This is a genomic window from Janthinobacterium sp. YR213, assembly GCF_900099875.1.
In the GTDB taxonomy this organism is placed as follows: Bacteria; Pseudomonadota; Gammaproteobacteria; order Burkholderiales; family Burkholderiaceae_D; genus Janthinobacterium; species Janthinobacterium lividum.
The window spans coordinates 694,310-713,930 of the sequence record NZ_FNDA01000004.1; the positions used below are offsets into that span (position 1 = coordinate 694,310).

Annotated in this window: 14 protein-coding genes; all 14 read left to right on the forward strand. The window is 64.0% G+C overall.

Features of this window, described 5'->3' with window-relative positions; genetic code table 11:
• The first annotated feature begins 5 nt into the window (after positions 1 to 5).
• The 14 genes from BLT98_RS20850 to BLT98_RS20915 all read left to right on the forward strand — a co-directional run bounded on the left by BLT98_RS20850 (position 6) and on the right by BLT98_RS20915 (position 19,612).
• Entirely contained in the window at positions 6 to 203 is a 198-nt protein-coding gene (locus BLT98_RS20850) for a hypothetical protein (RefSeq protein ID WP_092610985.1), read from the forward strand.
• A complete protein-coding gene (locus BLT98_RS20855) occupies positions 200 to 3,262 on the forward strand; it encodes a baseplate J/gp47 family protein (protein WP_092610987.1) in 3,063 nt (1,020 codons plus the stop codon). The genes BLT98_RS20850 and BLT98_RS20855 overlap by 4 nt, the downstream gene beginning before the upstream one ends.
• 2 nt (positions 3,263 to 3,264) lie before the next feature.
• The gene (locus BLT98_RS20860) at positions 3,265 to 4,386 is read left to right on the forward strand and encodes a hypothetical protein (protein ID WP_092610989.1); all 1,122 of its coding nucleotides are present in this window, start codon (positions 3,265 to 3,267) and stop codon (positions 4,384 to 4,386) included.
• Positions 4,383 to 5,360, forward strand: coding sequence for a phage tail protein (locus BLT98_RS20865; protein ID WP_092610992.1), 978 nt, complete (start codon positions 4,383 to 4,385; stop codon positions 5,358 to 5,360). Before BLT98_RS20860 ends, BLT98_RS20865 begins: the two co-directional genes overlap by 4 nt.
• On the forward strand, positions 5,357 to 6,172 hold the full coding sequence (locus BLT98_RS20870; protein WP_092610995.1) for a hypothetical protein: 816 nt from the start codon (positions 5,357 to 5,359) through the stop codon (positions 6,170 to 6,172). The genes BLT98_RS20865 and BLT98_RS20870 overlap by 4 nt, the downstream gene beginning before the upstream one ends.
• Entirely contained in the window at positions 6,169 to 9,687 is a 3,519-nt protein-coding gene (locus BLT98_RS20875) for a hypothetical protein (protein WP_092610998.1), read from the forward strand. The genes BLT98_RS20870 and BLT98_RS20875 overlap by 4 nt, the downstream gene beginning before the upstream one ends.
• Positions 9,688 to 9,751: 64 nt before the next feature.
• Positions 9,752 to 10,696 (forward strand): hypothetical protein, encoded by a 945-nt coding sequence (locus BLT98_RS20880; protein WP_092611001.1) that lies wholly within the window; start codon positions 9,752 to 9,754, stop codon positions 10,694 to 10,696.
• Complete coding sequence (locus BLT98_RS20885) at positions 10,696 to 11,340, forward strand: hypothetical protein (protein ID WP_092611004.1); 645 nt, start codon at positions 10,696 to 10,698, stop codon at positions 11,338 to 11,340. The genes BLT98_RS20880 and BLT98_RS20885 overlap by 1 nt, the downstream gene beginning before the upstream one ends.
• Before the next feature lie 4 nt (positions 11,341 to 11,344).
• The gene (locus tag BLT98_RS20890) at positions 11,345 to 12,112 is read left to right on the forward strand and encodes a hypothetical protein (RefSeq protein WP_092611007.1); all 768 of its coding nucleotides are present in this window, start codon (positions 11,345 to 11,347) and stop codon (positions 12,110 to 12,112) included.
• Between the two features lie 4 nt (positions 12,113 to 12,116).
• Positions 12,117 to 12,608, forward strand: coding sequence for an aspartyl/asparaginyl beta-hydroxylase domain-containing protein (locus BLT98_RS20895; protein WP_092611009.1), 492 nt, complete (start codon positions 12,117 to 12,119; stop codon positions 12,606 to 12,608).
• Positions 12,609 to 12,612: 4 nt separating this feature from the next.
• Positions 12,613 to 14,865, forward strand: a complete 2,253-nt coding sequence (locus BLT98_RS20900) for an ATP-binding protein (RefSeq protein ID WP_092611012.1) — start codon at positions 12,613 to 12,615, stop codon at positions 14,863 to 14,865.
• A 59-nt stretch (positions 14,866 to 14,924) separates the two neighbouring features.
• Complete coding sequence (locus BLT98_RS20905; RefSeq protein WP_139179340.1) at positions 14,925 to 17,714, forward strand: hypothetical protein; 2,790 nt, start codon at positions 14,925 to 14,927, stop codon at positions 17,712 to 17,714.
• A 147-nt stretch (positions 17,715 to 17,861) separates the two neighbouring features.
• Entirely contained in the window at positions 17,862 to 18,941 is a 1,080-nt protein-coding gene (locus BLT98_RS20910) for an eCIS core domain-containing protein (RefSeq protein ID WP_244517601.1), read from the forward strand.
• 23 nt (positions 18,942 to 18,964) lie between these two features.
• Complete coding sequence (locus BLT98_RS20915) at positions 18,965 to 19,612, forward strand: DUF4272 domain-containing protein (RefSeq protein ID WP_092611022.1); 648 nt, start codon at positions 18,965 to 18,967, stop codon at positions 19,610 to 19,612.
• The last annotated feature ends 9 nt before the right edge of the window (positions 19,613 to 19,621 follow it).

Here is a 19,621-nt window from a genome sequence, read left to right on the forward strand (position 1 = left end):
TACGCATGGACATACAATTGATCAACGACCGCCTTGCCGAATTGAAAAGCAACGAAAGTGCGGGACAGGCGCAGCTGCAGGCGCTGCAGGACGAATTCAACGAGCGCAAACGCCAGCTCCAGGCAACCTTGCTGCGCATCAGCGGCGCCATCCAGGTGCTTGAGGAGCTGCGCGCGGAAGTGGCAGGCGAGCCGCGTCCATGACTTCCCCGACGCTCGACTTCCGCGACGCCGAGCAGTTTTATGCGCAGACGCTGGCGCTGGCCAAGGCCTATGTCCCCGAATGGAGCGGCTACTGGAATACGCTGCCGCCAAGTGCGTCGGACGTCGACCAGGATCCGGGGCTGGTGCTGCTGAAGCTGTTTTCGCAGCTGGCCGCGTACACGGCCGATATCGAAAACGCCATGCCGGAGCAGCGCCGCCTGGGGTTTTTCCAGTTCATGAACATGCAGTTGCGCGCGCCGCTGGCGGCGCAGGCGCCGCTGCGCTTCCTGCTCAAGGCAGGCCAGCCGGCGGCGACGGTGCCGGCCCAGTGCGCGGTGCTCGATGCGCAAGACCAGACGATCCGCTTCCAGACCAACGAGACGCTGCTGGTGCTGCCCGCCACGCTGTCGGCGGCGCTGACGGTCATTCCGGCGCAGGACCAGTTTATCGATGCTTTGCCTAGCCTGCTCGGGGACCAGGCCGGGGTGCCGATCTTCGTGGCCAGCCAGCTGGTCGATCCGGCCGAACAGCCGCTCGGGCACTGGTTCATGATGGGCGATCCGATCCTGTTCAAGCCTGACGACGCGCTGCAGAGCATCACCGTCACCCTGACCGGCAAGCAGCTGTACCCTGAATATTTCGGACAATGGTTCGATGGCGCGCTGACGCCGCTGACGACGCAGTTGACGAGTTCATCGTCGGAGCGGCAGCTCGACATCGTGCTGGGCATGCCGCCGCGCGCGGCCGCCGTGCCGCTGGCGCAGCTCCAGCGGCAGTTGTACCGGGCGGGCGAGCCGGGCGCCGGTTTCGACGCCGCGCCCTTGAGCGGGCAGGATGGCGAAGCGCAATACTGGCTGCTGGTCAAGCCCGCGCCGCAAGTCAAGGTGCTGGCCTCGCTGGCCCAGCAATTGCCCGTCATCACGGGGTTGAACTGCACCTTCAAGGGCAAGGCCATCGTGCCGCAGCAGGCCGCCTGCAATGGCGTGCTGCTCGATATCGCCAATGGCGCCTATCCGTTCGGCGAAACGCCGAAAACCAACGATGCGTTCTACCTGCGCTCGGACAGCGTGTTCGCCAGGACCGGCGCCCTGGTGACGATCTATTTCACGCTGACGACCTTGGAATACACCTTTCCGGTGCGGCTGGTCTGGCAATTCTGGGACGGCTTGCAATGGAGCGCCTTCAACGCCACCACCACGGACGCCAGCACCTACCAGTTCGTCGACAGGATCAACAATTTTCAGTCCGATAGCCCGGACGGCCCCACCTGCATCCAGTTCGCCTGCCCGAAGTTCGGCCCGGGCACCGTGGCCGGTTCCGAAGGGCTGTGGATACGCTGCGTGATCGCCGAAGGCGGTTACGGGCAGCAGGGCGGCATTGCCAGCACCAGCGTCAGCACCACCATCGACGCCATCCCCGCGGACGTGCTGGGCCAGGCGCAAAAACTGGGGGTGAGCAAATACCTCAACGACGTGGCCGGCGTCAATTTCAGCTACACGATTTCCCAGCCGAGCTACTACCCGCCGTTCGTGCTGTCGGCGCGTATCGAATACAGCTTCGCGGCCAAGCCGCAGAGCTTCTGGAGCTACAACGCCTTCACCTTGAGCCGTTTCCTGTTCAGCCCGTTCAAACCGGTCGACGCGCTGCTGACCGGCTTCTATTTTGCCTTCGACGATGCGGGATTCGCCGCCGCCTGCGTCGGCAACAAGCTGGTCCTGTATTTCTATCTGCAGCAGGAACAGGCCGCCCCCGGGCGCACCCTGCAGTGGGAATACCACGACGGCCAGCAGTGGCGGGCGCTGGCGGTGGACGATGCCACCTACGGCTTGAGCCGCTCTGGCCTGGTCGGCTTCGTGGTTCCGGCCGCGATGCAGGCGGCCTACCTGTTTTCGCAGATGGCATTCTGGTTCCGCATCAACAACGCCCATGTCGACCGTACCATCCGTCTGTATGGCATGTATCCGAACACGGTCATGGCGTCGAACCTGACCACCCTGGTCGATGCAGTGCTCGGATCGAGCAACGACCAGATGTTCCAGCAGTTCACGCTCGACTATCCACCCGTGCTGGCCGACCTGCTGCTGTGCGTGATCGAACCTGCCGGGCTGATGGCGGGGCAGGACCCTGGCGCGGCCGAATTTGCCGATGCGGAGCTGGCGGACGTGCGCGTCGGCGCCGGCGAGGTGGCGCGGCGCTGGACCCAGGTCGAGAACTTCGCCTTCAGCGGCCCGACCGACCGCGTGTATACGCTCGACTATGCAAACGGGCTGCTGACCTTTGGCGATGGCTACAACGGCATGATCCCGCCGCCTGGGCACAACAATATCGTCGCCATCCGCTACCACCATACGCAAGGGTTGGCAGGAAATGTGGGCGCTGGCGCGCTGACGGTGCTGCGTCCCGGCATCGCCAACATCGCCGCAGTGGCCAATCCGGCCCCGGCGGCCGGCGGGGTCGGCTGCGCTACGCGGGCAGAACTGGCGGCCACCAGTCCCGCGCTGGTGCGGGCGGGTGGCTGGGCCGTGCAACTGCAGGATTTCACGGCCCTGGCCGGCGCCGCCAGCGCCCAGGTGGCACAGGCGCGCGCCGTGGAGGCCGAAGGCAATACCATCCGCATCGCGGTGCTGCCCCTGTCCACCGATCCGCTGCCGTACGCCAGCCCGGCGCTGCTGGACCAAGTGGGCGCGTATGTCAGGCAATACTGCCTGGCGGCGCTGGTCGGACGCATCGGTATCGAGGCGGCGCGCTATGTGCCGGTGTCCGTCACGGCGCAGCTGGCGGCCCGCATCGCGCCCGACCAGGTGCAAGCCGAACAGGCGCGCATCGCGGCGCTGCTGCGCGCCTATTTCCAGCCGGTGTATGGCGGTCCTCCCGCGCAGGGCTGGCGTTTCGGCCAGACCGTGCAGGCGTCCGCCATCCATGTGCTGCTGCGCAGCCTGCCTGGCGTGACCGGCGTGCTTGGCCTGAACGTGAATGGGCGCCAGGATGGCAATGTCGTGCTGGCGCCCACCGAGCTGCCCGTCGCTGGCAGCATGCTCGTGTATATCTCGGCGGTGTAGCCATGGCCTTCGAGCTGCCCGACCTCGACCGCAAGAGCTACCAGGAACTGGCAGCCGACCTGGTGCGCCGGATCCCGCAGTACACGCGCCAGTGGACGGACTACAACGATAGCGATCCGGGCATCACCCTGCTGCAATTGCTGGCCTGGCTGGACGAGTCGCTGCTGTACCAGGCCAATGCGATTCCCGTGCAGACGGACGAGAATTACCTGCGCTGGGTGCTGGGCCTGGCCTTTTCCGGCAACCAGACCGCCTACAGCCTGGCCGCCAAGGCCAACCATGACGCCGCCTTCCTGGCCTTGCAGCAGGTGCTGGCGCAGATCGAACAGGGCGCCGTGCTGAACAAGCCGACGCTGCAGCAATATGTGCTGGCCTATGTCGGCCGTCCCTACATGGCGCTGACCCTGCCGAACATTGACACGCTGGCGCTGGAAACCAACCAGGTTATCGCGCAGCAGGCTGCCGGCGGCACGGGCGCCACGCCGCTGCTGGTGCGGCGCGCATATGCGCAAAGCGCGGGGGAGGGCAGCGTTGCCTGGATACTCAGCGATGCGCAATGGCGCTACCAGTATCCGCCGTATCCGAACCAGGCCGGCAACGGCAAAAGCAATAGCGCCACGCGGCGCAAGGTGCTGATGATCGAGGCCGCCGACGACGCGGCCGCCGAGCGTACCTTGCTCACGGCCGTAAAGAAATACCTGGCCCCGCGCGTGATCGCCGGCAACCGGGTGCAGGCGCGTGCGGCGCAGTTCACCGACATCAACGTGACGCTGGTCGCCGGCTGCGTGCCGACGGTGCGCCTGGATGTCACGCTGGGCCTGCTGTTCGCGCGCCTCTTCGCCTACTTCCTGCCCTGCGAGGGAGGGCAGGCCGGTCAGGGTTGGCCATATGACGAGGCGCCCACCGAAGCGGCGCTGCGCCAGCTGGTCCTGGGCATGCCGGGCATCGATGCCATCGACGAGCTGGTCTTCGATTTCATCCCCACCCTGGCGCTCGACCGGATGGCCGTGCTGGACGTCAACGCCCAGCTTGCCGATCTGCCGCCCGGCACGCCCGCGATGTTTTACCGGGGATTGCCGCGCCTGCGCTGCCTCGATGTCAGCGTCAGGAGCAATGCCGCATGAGCGCGCCGTCAAGCTACCTGCGCTACCTGCCTGCCGTGTACAGCACCACGCAGCCGGCTTTTCTGGCGCAGTACCTGAAGATTTTTGAAAAGATATTGACCGGCATCGGCGACGCGGAGCTGGGCGGGCGCAAGGGCATCCATGAGCTGCTGCAGGCGGACGTCATCGGCAACCTGTTCTATCCGCGCCTGAGTTTCCTGTTTCCCCCGTCGGACACGAGTTTCATGCCGCCCATCTCAGGCGCGACGGCAAAGCAGGAAACGGCCATCCTGGCCGACCTCGACACCTATATCCAGGTGCCCGCGCCCAACGATCCGCTGGCCGGCTACGTGGCCGCCGCGCCGGGCGCATCGGATCCGAACGCGCCCATCGAAGCCTGGCTCGACGATTTTCTCGACTGGCTCGGCGGCTGGGTCGCGCTGGCCGTCGACAACGACTGGGACATCGACCAGAAGCGCACCGTGATCGCGGAAATCATGGCCCTGTACCGCATGCGCGGGACCTTGCAGGGCCTGGGCATGCTGGCCAACCTGCTGCTCGGGCTGCCCATGGCCATGCACGGCCAGCAACTGGACGACAGTGGCAAGTGGATTGCCATCGACGGCACCGTGTCGGTGACCATCAGCGCGCCGGCCGCACCCGACATCGTGGCAAGCGACCTGGCCGGCAACGCCTTCATCGTGCGCGACGCTTACGTTGCCGGCGCGCCCGTCGTGGCGGGATATCTGCCGTGGCTGTTCAATGTGCAGATGGTGCTGCCGAACGCGCACAACCCGCTGTTCATCCTGACGGCCTCCAACGTGGCGCAGATCCAGGCGCTGTATGGCCGGCTCGAGCAGTTCCTGCGCGTCATGAAGCCTGCCGCCAGCAACTACATCATCACGATCGTGCCCAGCATGCAGTTGCAGGCGCAAGGCTATGCCAGCGCGCTGGGCGTCAATACTTTACTCGGCCAACAAGGAATCCAGACATGAGCACCATCATCAAGGCGGACGTCGCCGACCACCTGAACTACCATACCGGCATGTTCCTCACGTCGGACTACATGACGCTCGAGCAGAATTACTTCAGCAACTGGTTCTGGCTGCAAAACCAGTACCTGTTCTCGTCCGGCGTGCTGAACGGCATGCTGGTGAGCCAGGCCGGCAATACGCTGGCCGTCAGCCAGGGCGTGGCCTTCGACGATGCAGGCCGTTTCCTGATCCTGCCGTCCGGCGCGACACCGGTAACGCTGCCGTCGGATGCCAGCAGCCCCATGCTGGTGTACGCCTACTATCCCGACACCAGCGCATCGACCGCCAACGTGGTCAGCGAGGCGGCCCAGTTGCTTGCCGCGAAGAGGGTGCCCGCGAATGGCGTGCTGCTGGCCACCGTCACGCTCGACGCCCACAAGGCCATCGTCAGCGTGACCGACAGCCGGATTCCTGTGACGAGCCGGCTGCCGGCCGCGCTGGGGGACGCGAGGGCAAGCGCCGCGCCCGACACTTTCCTGCAGGGCACGCTGACGGTGCCGGCGGCCCAGCTGCAAGGCGCGGGCGCCAGCACCAGCGTCACCGTCCATTTCTATGATACGCAACAGGATGCCTTCAGCGCGCCGCCCACCGTGATGGTGACGGTGGGCGGCAGCATCCCCTACGCCACCGCCGTCGCCTCCGGCACGGCGCAGTTCGTCGTCACGCTGCTGGCGCTGCAGGCCGCTGGCGGTGGTGGCGATATCGCATTGTCGTGGATCGCCATTCCCGGCACTAGTTCCGTGTCCAGCGCCAGCATCCGGGAAAAACCATGAAACAGCCACGTGTCGAACGGCCCAACTATTTTTCGGGCGAAGCCTTGCTGACGGACGATTTCCGTTGCGAGCAGCAATATCAGATGGACATGCTGGCGGCGCGCAATGTCAGCCTGTACCTGTACGGCATCGCGCATGGCCTCGAGGTTGCCGCCTCGGCGGATGGGCAACCGAGCCAGCTCGAAGTATCGCGCGGCATGGCGATCGACGCCCTGGGCCGGCAGATCATCCTGCTCGAGCCGGCCGTGCTGATGTTCGACAAGCTGGACCCCGGCGCGACCTATTTCATTACCATTAACTATTTCGAGGTGTTCGCCGACCTCAGCGACGAGAGCGGCACGGCCGGCTACAAGCGCATCGTGCAGCAACCGCAGATCCAGTACTTGCGCAATCTCGACCAGCCCGGAACGAACATTTTACTGGCGGTCATTTCCCTGACCACCGAGGGCAGCATCAACAGCCTGACCTACAAATCCGGGCGCAACGAGCGCCGCTATGTGGGCAGCAGCGTCGGTTCGGTCAATTTCGTCACGGAAGGGGCCGGCGTGAACCAGGCATTTTCCGCGCCATCCAACATTGCCGGCGTCACGGTGCCGGCGGACTACGCCAGCATCAGCGCGCGCCGTGAGGGCAGCCGCGCCGATGACTATTACCTGGAGTTCGACGCCCCGCGCGGGCAGTTCATGGGTCTGCTGACGGCGCGCAACAACCTCGGCGTGGGGACCGACAATCCGGTCGCCAACCTGCAAGTCGACGCCGTGACCATCAAGGGCAAGGGCACGATCAGCTGGGACAACCAGCTGGTCACCTTCTCGGATGCGCCCGCGCCGTTCCTGCAAGTGGGCGACCAGCTCATCGCGGACCCTTCGGTGCGCATGGGGACGGCCCAGTGGCGCACCGTCAGCAAGATCGTCCAGGATGGTTTGCAAGTCGAGATCGACGCTGCCTTTTCGCCCACCACGATGCCGGCGCCCGGATCGGGCTACACCTACATGCGTTCGGCCCTGGCCCGTTTTTCGCGCAGCGACGGCACCTTGCTGCAGGTAAGCCTGGACGGCACCGTCGGCCTGGGGGTGCAGGCGCTGGCCAAGGGGGGCTCCGCCAGCGCCGGGCCGAATGCGCTGGTCATCGGGCGGGACCGCAACGTCGGCATCGGCTTGAACGAAGGCGCGCCGCGCGCCGCCCTCGACGTGCAGGGGCAGATCCTGGCCGACAGCCTGACTGCCAGCGGCGCCATCAAGGCCCAGAGTTTCGAGGGCAATGGCTCCAAGCTGCAGGGCATGGCCATGCTCAGCTACTGGACCAAGGAGTCGCCGGGGCAGGCGGCGAGCCGGCTGTTCTACGATGGCGGCAACGTCGGCATCTTCGACCGCAGCCCGGCCGCCTCGCTGAGCGTGGGCGGCGGCAGCGCCTTTATCGGCAATGGCGTCATCAGCTCGATCAGCGCCGATGTCGTGCAGGGTTACAACACCACGTTCCAGGACCAGGTCAAGGTGGGCGACCTGATCGCCATCGGCACCCTGAACCAGCAGCAGGCGGTGCTGGCCAAGACGCCTGCCAGCGATACGGAACTGGTCCTGACGACGCAGTTTGAAATCCCCGTCATCAATTCGCCCTACAGCTACCTGGTGTCGGGCACGGTTGAACCGGTCACCGGCCCCGGCAAGGTCAGCAGTAACGGCACGACCATCACCGGCACGGAGGGCACCAAGTTTACCGCCTTGTCGGCCGGCGATACCCTGCTGATTCCCCGTTTCACTCCGGCGGCAGTGCAGGTACAGAGCGTTGCGCAGGTTGCCAGCGATACGCAACTGACCTTGTCCGCGCCGTACGCGGGGAAGGTCGACAGCCTGCCTTACCAGCTGCAGGGGGCCGACGGCGCGAAGACGGACGGGGCAGGGACCATCAGTATCGATCCCGCCACGCCGACCGTGGTCACGGGTACTGGCACCGCCTTCCTGAGCGCGGCGAAGGCGGGCGACCAGCTGTTTGCCGCGGCCGATCCGCAGACACTGCCGCGGCTGCTGCGCGTCAAGTCGGTCGATAGCCAGACCCAGCTGACCTTGCTGGAAGGCGGTGCCGCCACGTCCCCGTTCGCGGCTGCCACGTCGGCCTACATGGTCAGCGCGGGCCTGCTGGCCCAGTTCAAGGCCAACGACGACAATGCCATCCTGGCACCCGCAGAAGAGGCGGGGCTGCCGCCGGCCATGCTCATCGTCAGCAATAGCGAGCCGCCCAACTACAACACGGTCGCCATCAATCTCGCGGTCACCGACGTCGACACGCAATACGCCCTGCAGGTAGACGGCCCCGTCAGTTTTGCCAGCGGCGCGGCGACCTTCAGCGATTTGACGGCCAAGACCGTCTGGGCCCAGGAGTCGGTGGCGATCGGTGGCACCGGCTTTGCCGCCGGCGCCAATCTGCTCAGCGTGGCCGCGGTGGGCGGCGCGGCGCCCACGCTGGCCGTTACGCCTGCGGAAGTGGCGGTGACTGGCAATCTCAATGTCGCCGGCAACGTCACGGCAACGGGCACGTTGCAGGCGGGCACGTTGGAAGGAGAGATGCTCGGCGAGCGCGCGCAATATCACAATCCGTCGTTTCCTTTCAAACAGCTTGCGGCGAGCGACGGCATCCTGATGGCTTTCATGGGAACACTGACGTTCGATTCGCGGCTACCGGCATTTTTTGGCATCTTGCAGGGCGCGACGGTTGACGCCAGCGGTCAATCGACCAGCGCCACCTATGTAACGGCTTTTACCCAGCCCGTGACCGTGAAAACCGGAAAAAAGGGCGTCACGACGTACCACGTTCCCGTTCCTGGCGTGTTTACGCTGCCGGTGAGGCAGGGCGAGACGTGGCAGGTCACGTTGGTCACCAATCAAGATGCAGGCGAAGCGCCGCCTGATGTCGTGCTGACCTGGGTACCAGCCGGTGCAGGCGCAGGGGCATTGGGCGCCGTCATGGCGGGGCCGGACATCAATCCGAACCGGCTGATGGCCGACTCGTTCCTGAACCTGCAGGAGCGCATGGCCAGCGGCCAGGTGCCAGGCACGGTCACCGCCACGGCCCAGGAAGTGATCGATGGGCGCGTCAACGACCTGACCCAGGTCTTTGGCGACCTTACCCACATGAGCGCGGACGAGGAAGAGCGGGCGCAGTTCGTGCGCGACCTGCAAAAGATCGTCTGCTCGCCAGCCTTGCCTGGCGAAGCGGAAGTCGTCAAGCCGCTCGATCCGCAGGCGGTCCAGGATTTGATCGACACCTTCGGCAAGGCCAGCGGCCACAGCTTTACCGACGAGCAACGCGGCCTGCTCCAGGCCGGCGTCGAGGCGCTGGTGCAAATCAACGACAGCGAGGCCAGCCGGAGCGACCTGGGATTGATCAAGAAGAATATCGGCATGTTCATCGGCAACGTGCAGCAGGTGCTGGGCATCGAGTTCAGCAGCACCGACACGCGGCTGCTGACACGGGCGCTGGTACGGCTGGTCGGCGACGGCAGGCAGAACGATATGTGAAGCGTTTTCGCACTTGCCTGACAGGGCAAGACATTTTGATGTTGCATCCAACCATGGAGTTGTCATGAACCGTAAGCATAAACATAGCAATGACTTTGGCGCGCGCACCACTTATTCGCAGGCCGACCTGGTCGAAGGCGTTTTCAGCACGGTGGCCATCAGCGACGGCTTCGTCATGGCCAGCATCGGGCAGCCGACCATTACCGCCGCCTACCTGGGCATGCTCGAGGGCAGCACTATCGATGCTGGCGGCAGCGTAACCAGCCATACCTATGCCACCGGTTGCACCCAGGCGGTCACCGCATCGTCCGGCAAGAAAGGAGCGCACACGTATTTCATCCCCTTGCCAGGGAACTTCACGATGACGGTGCGGGCCGGCGAAACCTGGAAGATCCAGTTGACGGCCGAACCGGCGATCGGTCCCGCACCCCTGGTGGAGTTCGTCTGGACGCCGGAAAACGCCAGCTCCATCGCGCTGGAAACGCGTCCCAGCCCCACGGCTGCGGCAATGGCGCAGTTGCGCGAGGAAGTCTCGTCGGGGCGGTTGCAGGAAAACCTGCTGGCTTCGGCCCAGCGCACGATCGATGAACGGGTGGGCGACTTTGCCCATGTGTTTGGCGACGCCACGAAGATGAGCAATGACGAGGGCGACCGGACGCGCTTCGTGCAGGGCCTGCAAAAAATCGTCTGCAGTGCCAGGCCGGCCGGCCAGCCCGTCGATAACCGGGTCGACGATGCCGACCTGGCCGGTCTGGTCGCCGCCTTCGGGCAGGCTACCGGGCGCAACTTCGGCGTGCAACAGCAGGATTTGCTCAAGGAAGGCATCCGCGCGCTAGTGAAAATCAATGAAAATGCGGCCAACCGGGGCGACCTCGGCCTGATCGATGCGAATGTCCGCCTGTTCCTCGACAATGTGCAGCGCGCCACGGATATCAGCCTCGGCAATTCTGACCGGCGCCTGCTCACGCGTGCCCTGGTGCGCCTGGTGGGCGACGGACGCCACGGCTGATGCCCGTTCCGTTCTTCCCTTTGCTGGACGAGGGCGCCTGTGACGATTGGGTCTTGCGGGTGTCGCTGCTGGCACGCCACTGGCGGCGGCGCCATGCCGAAGTGCCTTTTTATTCATTGGGACTGGCGGCCTACCTCGACGCCGGCGCGGGCCCGGCCGGCCTCTACTGGAACCGGCCGGAGCGCGACCGCAGCAACCGCCTGCTCGCGGCCCATTTTGGCGCGCTGCTGCAACTGGTGCTCGATTGCCTGGAGCGCCATTGCGGGCTGCCGGCCCGGTTGGCGCCCGAGGCCGCCTGGCCCGGCTTTCATATCTACCTGCCGCACCCGGCATTCGCCGAGCCGGTGGCCAGCGTGCACCGCGACTTGCAATACCGCGACGTGTTTGCAGGCCGGCATTTTGGCGCGCAGGACTTGCTGAGCTTTACCCTGCCGCTGAGCGTGCCGGCGGGCAGCGGCCTGCATCTGTGGCGGCGCGAGGAGGGTCACCCCGACTTCATCGCCTACCGCCACGGACAGATGATCGTGCACGACGGGCTGGCGATACACCAGGCGGTGCTGGCCTGCGGCAAAGGCGGCCTCGAGCGCATCACCATGCAGGGCCATGCCGTCCGCCTGGATGGACAACTTCTTTTGTATTGGTAAGAGCATGAATCCTGACCACAGCGCTGAAGCGATCGCATCGTTCCACCTGCCCGTGCTGACGCCGCAGCAATGCGCGGACGTCGTCGAGCGCCTGCTCGACCTGGAACCGTTCTGGCTCAAGCGTACCCGGCATTTCCCGATCCACACCCTGGGGGCCACGTATTACTACGATATCGTGGGCATGCCGGCGCGCCCGTACGAACGGCTGGCCCGCCAATATAATCCTTTTCTGCTGGATCATTTCGGCGAAGTCTATGACGCCATGCTGGCGTCCCTGGGCGCCGCGCTGGGCCAGCCTGTCGTTTACCACCCGGCGCTCGCCTTGCCCGGTTTTCATATGTTCGGCGGCCATCCCGCCCTGCGTGCCTCGGAAGACCTCGACCTGGTGCACGAGCAATGGCAGGGCGGGCGCGAGACGGCCGACTTCCCGGGCAATCCCATCCACCTCGATCGCGGCCACCTGGCTGTCGGCCTGGGCGCGGCGCCGACGCTATCGGTGACCTTGCTGATTGCCGCTGCTGGGCGGGGCGCCGGCATGAAAATGTGGCCGTTCGGACTCGAACGCACGGGCAATCTGGATGAAAGCGAGATCCTGGCGCTGCTGCAGCGCGAACCGTTCGAGCAGATCCATTACCAGACGGGGGCCGCTTTCATCCATTCCGGCCGTCGCTATCACCAGGCCCGCGGCTTCGACGGCGCGCCCGGAGACTATCGCATCACCTTGCAGGGCCATGCCGTTTGGCAGGGCGGGCAATGGCAACTTTTCTGGTGACACCATGTTCTTTCGCAATGACCAGTTCCCCTTTACGGCCCGCCTCGAGCAAGGCTGGGAAAGCGTGCTTGACGAATGCCTGGCGCTGCCGCATGCCGATTTCGACGCCTGGCCTGAAACGGGCCTGTACAACCGCGGCTGGGATGTCTATGGCCTGGTGCTCGAAGGCCGTCCGATGCTCGAGAACGCCATCTTCTGTCCGCGCACGCTGGCCTTGCTCGGCTGCATTCCGGGTCTGGTGACGGCGGGTTTTTCGCGCCTGGCGCCCGGCACCGAGATCGCGCCGCACGTCGGTTATACGGACCGGGTGCTGCGCCTGCACCTGGGTCTGCGCAGTTCGCCCGACTGCGCGTTGCGGGTGGGTACGGCCGTGCGCCACTGGCAGCCCGGGCGCTGCCTGGTCTTCGACGACACGCAGGAACATGCGGCCTGGAACCGCGGAGCTACCGACCGCCTGGTGCTGCTCGTCGATTTCACCAAGCCGGACGGGGTGTGAAACGATGAGCGCCCAGCCAGCCACGGCCGCCACCGACAGCGGCGCCTATGCGGACAACGCGGCCCTGCTGCAGGCGCTGCGCACGCTGGCCGACAATATGATCGAGCTGGCCCTGCTGGCACGCCAGGCGGAGGCGTCCGCACCACCCGAAGCGGCGTCCGGCGCCACCCTCGAGCGCCTGTACCGGCAAGCCAGCCAGCTGGGCGCGGGGAGCGCGGGCGGCGCCGATGCGGCCGCGCGGCTGGGCGCGCGCATCGAACAGCAGTGGCAATTGCTGGGCCAGCGTGCGGCAGCCACCGTCGAGGCGCAGATTTTCATTCCCTGGATCCATGTCTGCGCCCTGTTCAACCTGGACCGGCCGCAACAGGAAGTCTTGCTGTTCGGTTTGCTCAGCGAAATTGAATGGCGCTATGGCGCCATCGTGCGCGCTTTCGGCAGCGCCGCCAGCGCCGAGGGCAGCGAAGGCTGGATCGACCTGGCCGGCCTGGATGCCATGCTCGCCGCTTGCCGCGGCACGCGCCCGGGCTTGCAGCGCTGCCTGCTGGCCGATGCCGCCTTGCTGCACTGGGAACTGATCGTGCTGGCGCCCAATACCAGCCTGGCCGGACTGGACGGCGGCTATCGCCTGAGCGAGCCGATTGCCGCGTATCTGCTGGCCCAGTCCGCGCCGCGCCTGTGTCTCGAGCGCCCGCTGACCAGTCTGGACAGCACGCTGGCGCTCGACGAGCACCTGGCCGATGCCCAGGCCCTCGCGCAGCTGGCGCGTTTCATCGGGCACTGCGGCCCGGCGCAGGCGCGCGCGGCCAGCCATGTGCTGCAATTGCAAGGGCCGGACCTGTGGCTGGCCCGCAGCCTGTGCGCGGCGACGTTTGCGACGATGGGCATGGCATGCGTCGAACTCGACGGCAAGGAAATCTGGCAAGCCTATCTGAATGGGCAAAAGAACCGCCGCACCTTGCTGGCGCGCCTGCGCCTGCTGTGCCGCGACGCGTTGTTGTGCAACCGCATTTTCGTGCTCCTGCATTGCCACTGGCTCGGCACGCAGGAGGGCGCCGACGACGACCTGCTCGACGAGGTTATGCAAGTACTGTTCGAGAGCCAGCCCTACCTGGCGGTCTTGAACGGTCCCGCGCGGCGGCTGTCCGACCTTGCTTTTCGGTATGCCCGGCACGAGGTGGCGGCCGTCCTGGTGCGCGTTCCGGCGCCGGACAGCCGCTTGCGGCGCGCCAGCTGGCTGCGCCATGCGGGTACTTTCGGCGTGGACATCGACGATGCCTTGCTCTCCAGGCTGGTCAATCAATATCTGCTGACGCAGGAGCAGATCGTGCTGGCGCTGAAGGAAACGGCGAGCCGGCGCATGCTGCAGGCCGAGGGCGAAGAGGGGAGCGCCGGCGAAATGCTGCTCGACGCCTGCCGCGCGCAGAGCAACCGTGAACAGATGAGCGTTGCCCATGAAGTCAAGACCACCTACCGCTTCGGCGATATCGTCCTGCCGGATACCACGCGGCAATGGCTGCAGGAAGTATTGCAATATGCGCAGCAGCGCCATCAGGTCATCGAGGAATGGGGTTTCAACCGCAAGAACGAACATGGCAGCAACCTGTGCATCCTGTTCTATGGTCCGTCCGGGACGGGCAAGACGATGGCCGCGTCGATCATCGCCAATGAACTGGGACTGGGCCTGTACCGCATCGACCTGGCCAGCATCGTCAGCAAATACATCGGCGAGACGGAAAAACACCTGGCCCAATTGTTCGACCAGGCCGAGGCGATGAACATCGTGCTGTTCTTCGACGAGGCCGAGAGCCTGTTTTCGAAACGCACCGAAACGAAGGATGCGCACGACCGCTATGCCAATCTGCAAACCGGTTATTTGCTGCAGCGCATCGAAAGCTATACGGGGATCGTCATCCTGTCGACCAACCTGATGGCGAATATGGACAAGGCCTTTACGCGGCGCTTCAAGTTCATGATCGAATATCCGTTTCCCGGAGGCGCGCAGCGCCTGCAATTGTGGCGCTGCGCCTTTCCGCCCGCCGTGCCGCTGGCCGGCGACATCGATTTCGAGCTGCTGGCCGAACGCGCGCCCCTGAGCGGCGCAAATATCAACAGCATCGCCGTGAGCGCCGCCTTTCTCGCGGCGGCCGAGCAGCAGGCGGTGGGGCAGCGGCACTTGCTCAAGGCGACGGAGCGCGAGTACCACAAGCTGGGCAAGGTGTTTGCGCCCGATGATTTTCGCTGGGACGATGATGCGTAGCGCGAGGGCGCCTGCGCGCGGGCGACTGCCTGCCGGCATGCCGGAAGGGGGCGCAGCCGATGGAGCATGAGCGCCTGCGGCATAAACCGCGTTCGACGGCGCACACGGCAGCGCGCAGCGGGCCGGACACGCCGCAACTGCGCGTTGCCGATGGCGGTACGCCGATGCAGCAGTACCGCTATGCGCGCAGCCCGGCCAGCCTGCCACGGCAGCCAGGCCCGGCGGCGTCCATGGGGGCGCAGGGATCGTCCGCATTCAGGGCCATCGCGGCGGCGATGGGCGAGCAGCATGGCGTCGACACCTCGACGCTGCGGGCCACGCATAATTCCCCGTTTCCCGCCACCGTGGAGGCCGATGCAACCTTGCAGGGTAACAAGGTCCATTTCGCGCCCGGCAAGGATAGCGAGCCGAACATCAGGCACGAGGTCGGGCATCACATCATCAATGTCTTGCGGGGCACGCCGCCCCGGACCGATGGCCGCGTCAATGGGCAAGCCGTCAATACCAGCGATGAAGCCGGCGCTGATCGCCTGATGCGGCAGCCGCTGCAACGCAAGGCAGCGCCGCCCCAGCCGCTTGCAGCAAGCGGCCAGGCGCATGATAACGGCCCCGTGCAGCGCACCATCGGCTCTGCGAACCGTTATATCAGTGACAACGAGCTGTGGAGGAATGGCCGCAACGACGTGTTTTCCCTGCTGGCAGAGCTGTACTGGGAAGGATCTGACGAGTATGACGAAATCTACCGGGAGTTGATGCAGGACCTGCCTGAATTTCCCGGTCCGGCGACGGATGGCTGGGATCCCGTGACCTCTGTTGACGCGGAAATGTTCTTGGCGGAGGAAATCGAGAAATTGGGTGCCATGTATGGCGACATGCCGGAAGGCGTGCGCGACAGAGTCATTGAATGGAATGGCAAGGTTTCGCGGCAGGGACTGGCACGCAGGAAAGAGAAGAGCTCGGACGCCGCCAGGAAACGCTCCAAGGTGATGAATGCCGCAGGCGACAGCCTGAAGTTATACCATGCCAAGACCGCCCCGACGAAGAACAAGCAGCCGCCGGGAGGCCAGGGAAAGAGCGTTTTTTTCAACCAGAATCAGTTCGATTACTTCCGTTCCAGCGCAGCCAATGTACAAAGGGATATTCTTGGACTGACAGGAGATACCAAGCGTGGTGACGCAGCGTTTGTTAATCAGTTGAGTCAGATCTACAAACCCGCCAGTTCGACGCTTGCAAATGAAGAGGAAGAGCAATCGGCACTGCTGAAAGATGATGTCGAGCCGGATGAGGGCAGTCCGCTCGGTACTATCGTGTATCGGAATCCGGGTGGGCAAGGACATCCCGGTCCCAAATTGGGCGCCGAGGTCAACAGCTTTACTTACAATCTGCTGCTGAAAAATTCGACAACCAGGACTTACGCACCCGCGAAAAAAATAGGCGTTCCCAAGCAGTACCTTAGTTCCAAAAAATACCGTACTGAGGCAAGGAAGCTGGTGCATCACGACTTCGATACTCCAGAAGACTATGAGGCGGAACTGTTCAGGCATTATCGGCAAATCGTGTCCGGGGCAAAGCGGATTTACGGGGATAACGAGTGCATGTTCGATTCATATGCGTTGAAACTGGTGTATGCCGGCATGGCTGGCGAGACGAGTTTCTTTACTTATCCGGCCCTTATTTTTGAAATTCAGGACAAGAACAACCTTGGTATCGATGTTCCAAAGATCAAACAGGGGATTCTTGATAAATGGAATGCTGTCAGCGATGTAACAATGACCGAGCGGCAAAGTTTTGGTTTTTTGTATCCCGCCATCAGCGACCTCGAAAAATCGATCCGGATATGGCCAGGGCAGTATGACATCGAGGCGTTTCTCGCCACGCTGCAGAAGGTGATATCACCTCACGCCGATGTGGCGCGCAGCCGCCGCAGGCGGGGCGGCCGCTTGTCCCTGCTGCAAAACACGCTCAAGCGCAGCATGAATCTTGCAAAGGGCGCAGTAAATCGGGTGGCACTGGAAAATGACAAGGTCAAAGTTTTGCTCAATCGTATAGCGAGTAACTATGGCAAAGGATTGCAAATATTGCAGCAGTGGCGCAGCTGGCGGACCGACGTGTTGTTTGCAGAGGCGACGCAAGTCATTGAAAACCTCAATGAGGCGGCACTCCACCTGTCGACGGAGTATGAGCAGAGCGAGGCCAGGGGAAAAATGGAAGCGGCTGTCTTGCGCCATTACACGGGCCCCGTCCAGGAGGCCGGCTATACCATTGCATCGTTCTACCTTACCCACAGCGGGCAGCAAGGTTCGAGCAGCGCGATGATGTTTCACGGGGCCGACGCGGCCTTCGTGAAAAAAAAGGTCAAGGACAGGGGGCCGGTGTACTTTGAAACCATGACCTCCACGGCGGGCACCAAGTCGCTCAGCCTGGTCGACCCTGCCTATAACTTTACCACCAGAGAAGAACTGGCTGACTTTGGAAAGAAAAAAACCGGTGATGCGCAGATCTACGACATGACGAATATGGACCCTGCCGCGCTGCCTGGCCTGCTGGGGAAAAATACGCATGCCAGGATCACGCTGTATGCAAGCCTTTCGAAACACTTCCAGTTCGGAACCGACAGCACCAACCTGGGCTTCGTCATGCATTTGCAAAAGGCCGGGGATGAAGCGCCAGTCGGCAGCTATTTGCCGAAGGGCGCGGTGTGGGATATGGGGGCAACAAGGGTGCCAAAAAAACCAGCCTATGTGCCGGCCGTGCCGTCTGCGCTCTACCATCACGCATCGTTGTTGCTCGATGCACAAACCGGCACGAGTAAAGTCGCAGGCAAGCGCAAGCGCAAGGAGGATTCGTGAAAATGCCCGCCAGCAAAGCTGACCATGACGCATGAGCCATTGCGGCACAGGCCGCCCATGCAGCCCGCCACGGACACGCGCCGCGCGCTTCCTGTCGCCCAGCAGCTGGGCGGGCACGGCGGCACCGCCATGGCGAACTTTCGCTATGTGCGCAGCCCGGCCGGCGGGCCTGCGTCCGATGCCAGGCGCGCGCCGCTGCCATCGGCGCTCAGGACCGGCATCGAGCAACTGTCGGGCATGGCGATGGACCGGGTAACGGTTCACTACAATTCGCACCAGCCTGGCCTGGTGCAGGCGCATGCCTATGCGCAAGGCGGCGATATTCATCTGGGGCCTGGGCAGGAAAGACACTTGCCGCATGAAGCCTGGCATGTGCTGCAGCAAAGGCAAGGCAGGGTGAGGCCCACGATGGCGGCGCACGGCATGGCCATCAACGATGACCGCGCGCTCGAGCAGGAGGCAGACCGGATGGGAAGCCGGGCCATGAACGCGATGCCCGCGCGATCGGCAAGCCTGCAGGTTCTCGCGCCAGCCGCCTCCGGGCCGGGGGCAATGGTGGCGCAACGGGTCATCTTCAATGGCACCGATTACAAGGACGATCCGAAACACAATAATAGAACGATCATCAGCGATGCGCTGGACGCCATCATCGAGGCGCAAAATGGCACGGTGCTCGATCCGGACAGCTGGATCAGCTGGGTCGATGCGATCAATGTCAAGCTGCAGGCCAGTGGCCCCACCAAGGAGATATTGAAGGAAATCTCGCTGTTTTATCAGCAGGTGGCGGAGCTCAGCTTCAAGGTCAATCCGGTGCTGGCAGAGGCATGGCGGCGTTGCCGGGACGCCACGTCGAACTGGAAAGATTACAGCTTGGTGGGTGGAAAATTCAAGGACAAGTTTACTGAGTTGCTGGACGAAATCAGCACGGACTTCCCTACGCTGGCGGCCAAGGCGAGCACCGTCACGACCTTCAAGGTCAACAAGGAGCACATGGTCAACAAGGGCGCGAAATTCGGTGGCGGGCAAACCGATTTCGATAACCTGATGTATGCGGCCGCTCCACCAACAGGCTCGACAGCGACCTTGTCGGAATTTCACAAGTCCCTCCATGCGATGAAACCAGGCACCGGGAAGGTGAACTACAATGCGCTGCATCCGGATATCCGCAAGGTGATCGAGGATGAACAAAAGAAATACAATGAACACCTGATGGGTAAATTTATTTAGATCGATTGGAAAGCGGCCTAGCCATGAACACCATCCCTTCTGACGTGGCGCTGGCGCGCCTGGATCGTTCGGTTCGTCATCTGACATCATTGGGCCTGCCGCTTCCCCCAGGCCAATTGCCTTTGCCACTGACATTGAGCGGTGCCGTGCGCAGCGCACGCGACACGGCAGGGCGCGCCATTTGCCTGTGCATGTGCGCCTCGCGCGCCGAAGGACTCGCGCCGGAGCTTGCCTCCGACCTGATCGCGGACCTGGGCGCCGCGTCCGCATTACGTCCCCTCGAAGCCGCATTTCTCGACCCGCAGACCGATCCGGCACAGCGGGGACCCGTGTTCCAGTGGGGCTTCGAAGCGTGCTGGGCGCTGTTATGGGCCTTGGGCAAGGCTGGCAGTCTGGAGACGCCGACGGCCACTTGCGACCCGCAGCGCATCGCCGCCATGATCACGGGAGCCGGCTCGATCGATGCGCTGGCTGAGCCGTTGCGCGGCGATGGGGAACTTCTCGATGCGCTTGACCTGAACACGCGCCTGCTGGCCGTGTGCCAGCAAGCGCGCTTCGTCAACGTTCCAGGGGGATTGATCGGGCAGGTCATCGCGCAGCGACAGTTTGCCTTGCTGTGGCTGCTGGATCCGGCAGCTGTGCCGTGGGAGGAGATCGAAGTGGCTGTTTGAGCCGGTTCG

Bases quoted from the DNA above. Each gene is read 5' to 3' on its own strand.
- BLT98_RS20850 (WP_092610985.1), top strand. From the start codon at position 6: ATGGACATACAATTGATCAACGACCGCCTTGCCGAATTGAAAAGCAAC.
- BLT98_RS20885 (WP_092611004.1), top strand. From the start codon at position 10,696: ATGCCCGTTCCGTTCTTCCCTTTGCTGGACGAGGGCGCCTGTGACGAT.
- BLT98_RS20880 (WP_092611001.1), top strand. From the start codon at position 9,752: ATGAACCGTAAGCATAAACATAGCAATGACTTTGGCGCGCGCACCACT.
- BLT98_RS20855 (WP_092610987.1), top strand. From the start codon at position 200: ATGACTTCCCCGACGCTCGACTTCCGCGACGCCGAGCAGTTTTATGCG.
- BLT98_RS20915 (WP_092611022.1), top strand. From the start codon at position 18,965: ATGAACACCATCCCTTCTGACGTGGCGCTGGCGCGCCTGGATCGTTCG.
- BLT98_RS20870 (WP_092610995.1), top strand. From the start codon at position 5,357: ATGAGCACCATCATCAAGGCGGACGTCGCCGACCACCTGAACTACCAT.
- BLT98_RS20900 (WP_092611012.1), top strand. From the start codon at position 12,613: ATGAGCGCCCAGCCAGCCACGGCCGCCACCGACAGCGGCGCCTATGCG.
- BLT98_RS20890 (WP_092611007.1), top strand. From the start codon at position 11,345: ATGAATCCTGACCACAGCGCTGAAGCGATCGCATCGTTCCACCTGCCC.
- BLT98_RS20865 (WP_092610992.1), top strand. From the start codon at position 4,383: ATGAGCGCGCCGTCAAGCTACCTGCGCTACCTGCCTGCCGTGTACAGC.
- BLT98_RS20860 (WP_092610989.1), top strand. From the start codon at position 3,265: ATGGCCTTCGAGCTGCCCGACCTCGACCGCAAGAGCTACCAGGAACTG.
- BLT98_RS20875 (WP_092610998.1), top strand. From the start codon at position 6,169: ATGAAACAGCCACGTGTCGAACGGCCCAACTATTTTTCGGGCGAAGCC.
- BLT98_RS20895 (WP_092611009.1), top strand. From the start codon at position 12,117: ATGTTCTTTCGCAATGACCAGTTCCCCTTTACGGCCCGCCTCGAGCAA.
- BLT98_RS20905 (WP_139179340.1), top strand. From the start codon at position 14,925: ATGGAGCATGAGCGCCTGCGGCATAAACCGCGTTCGACGGCGCACACG.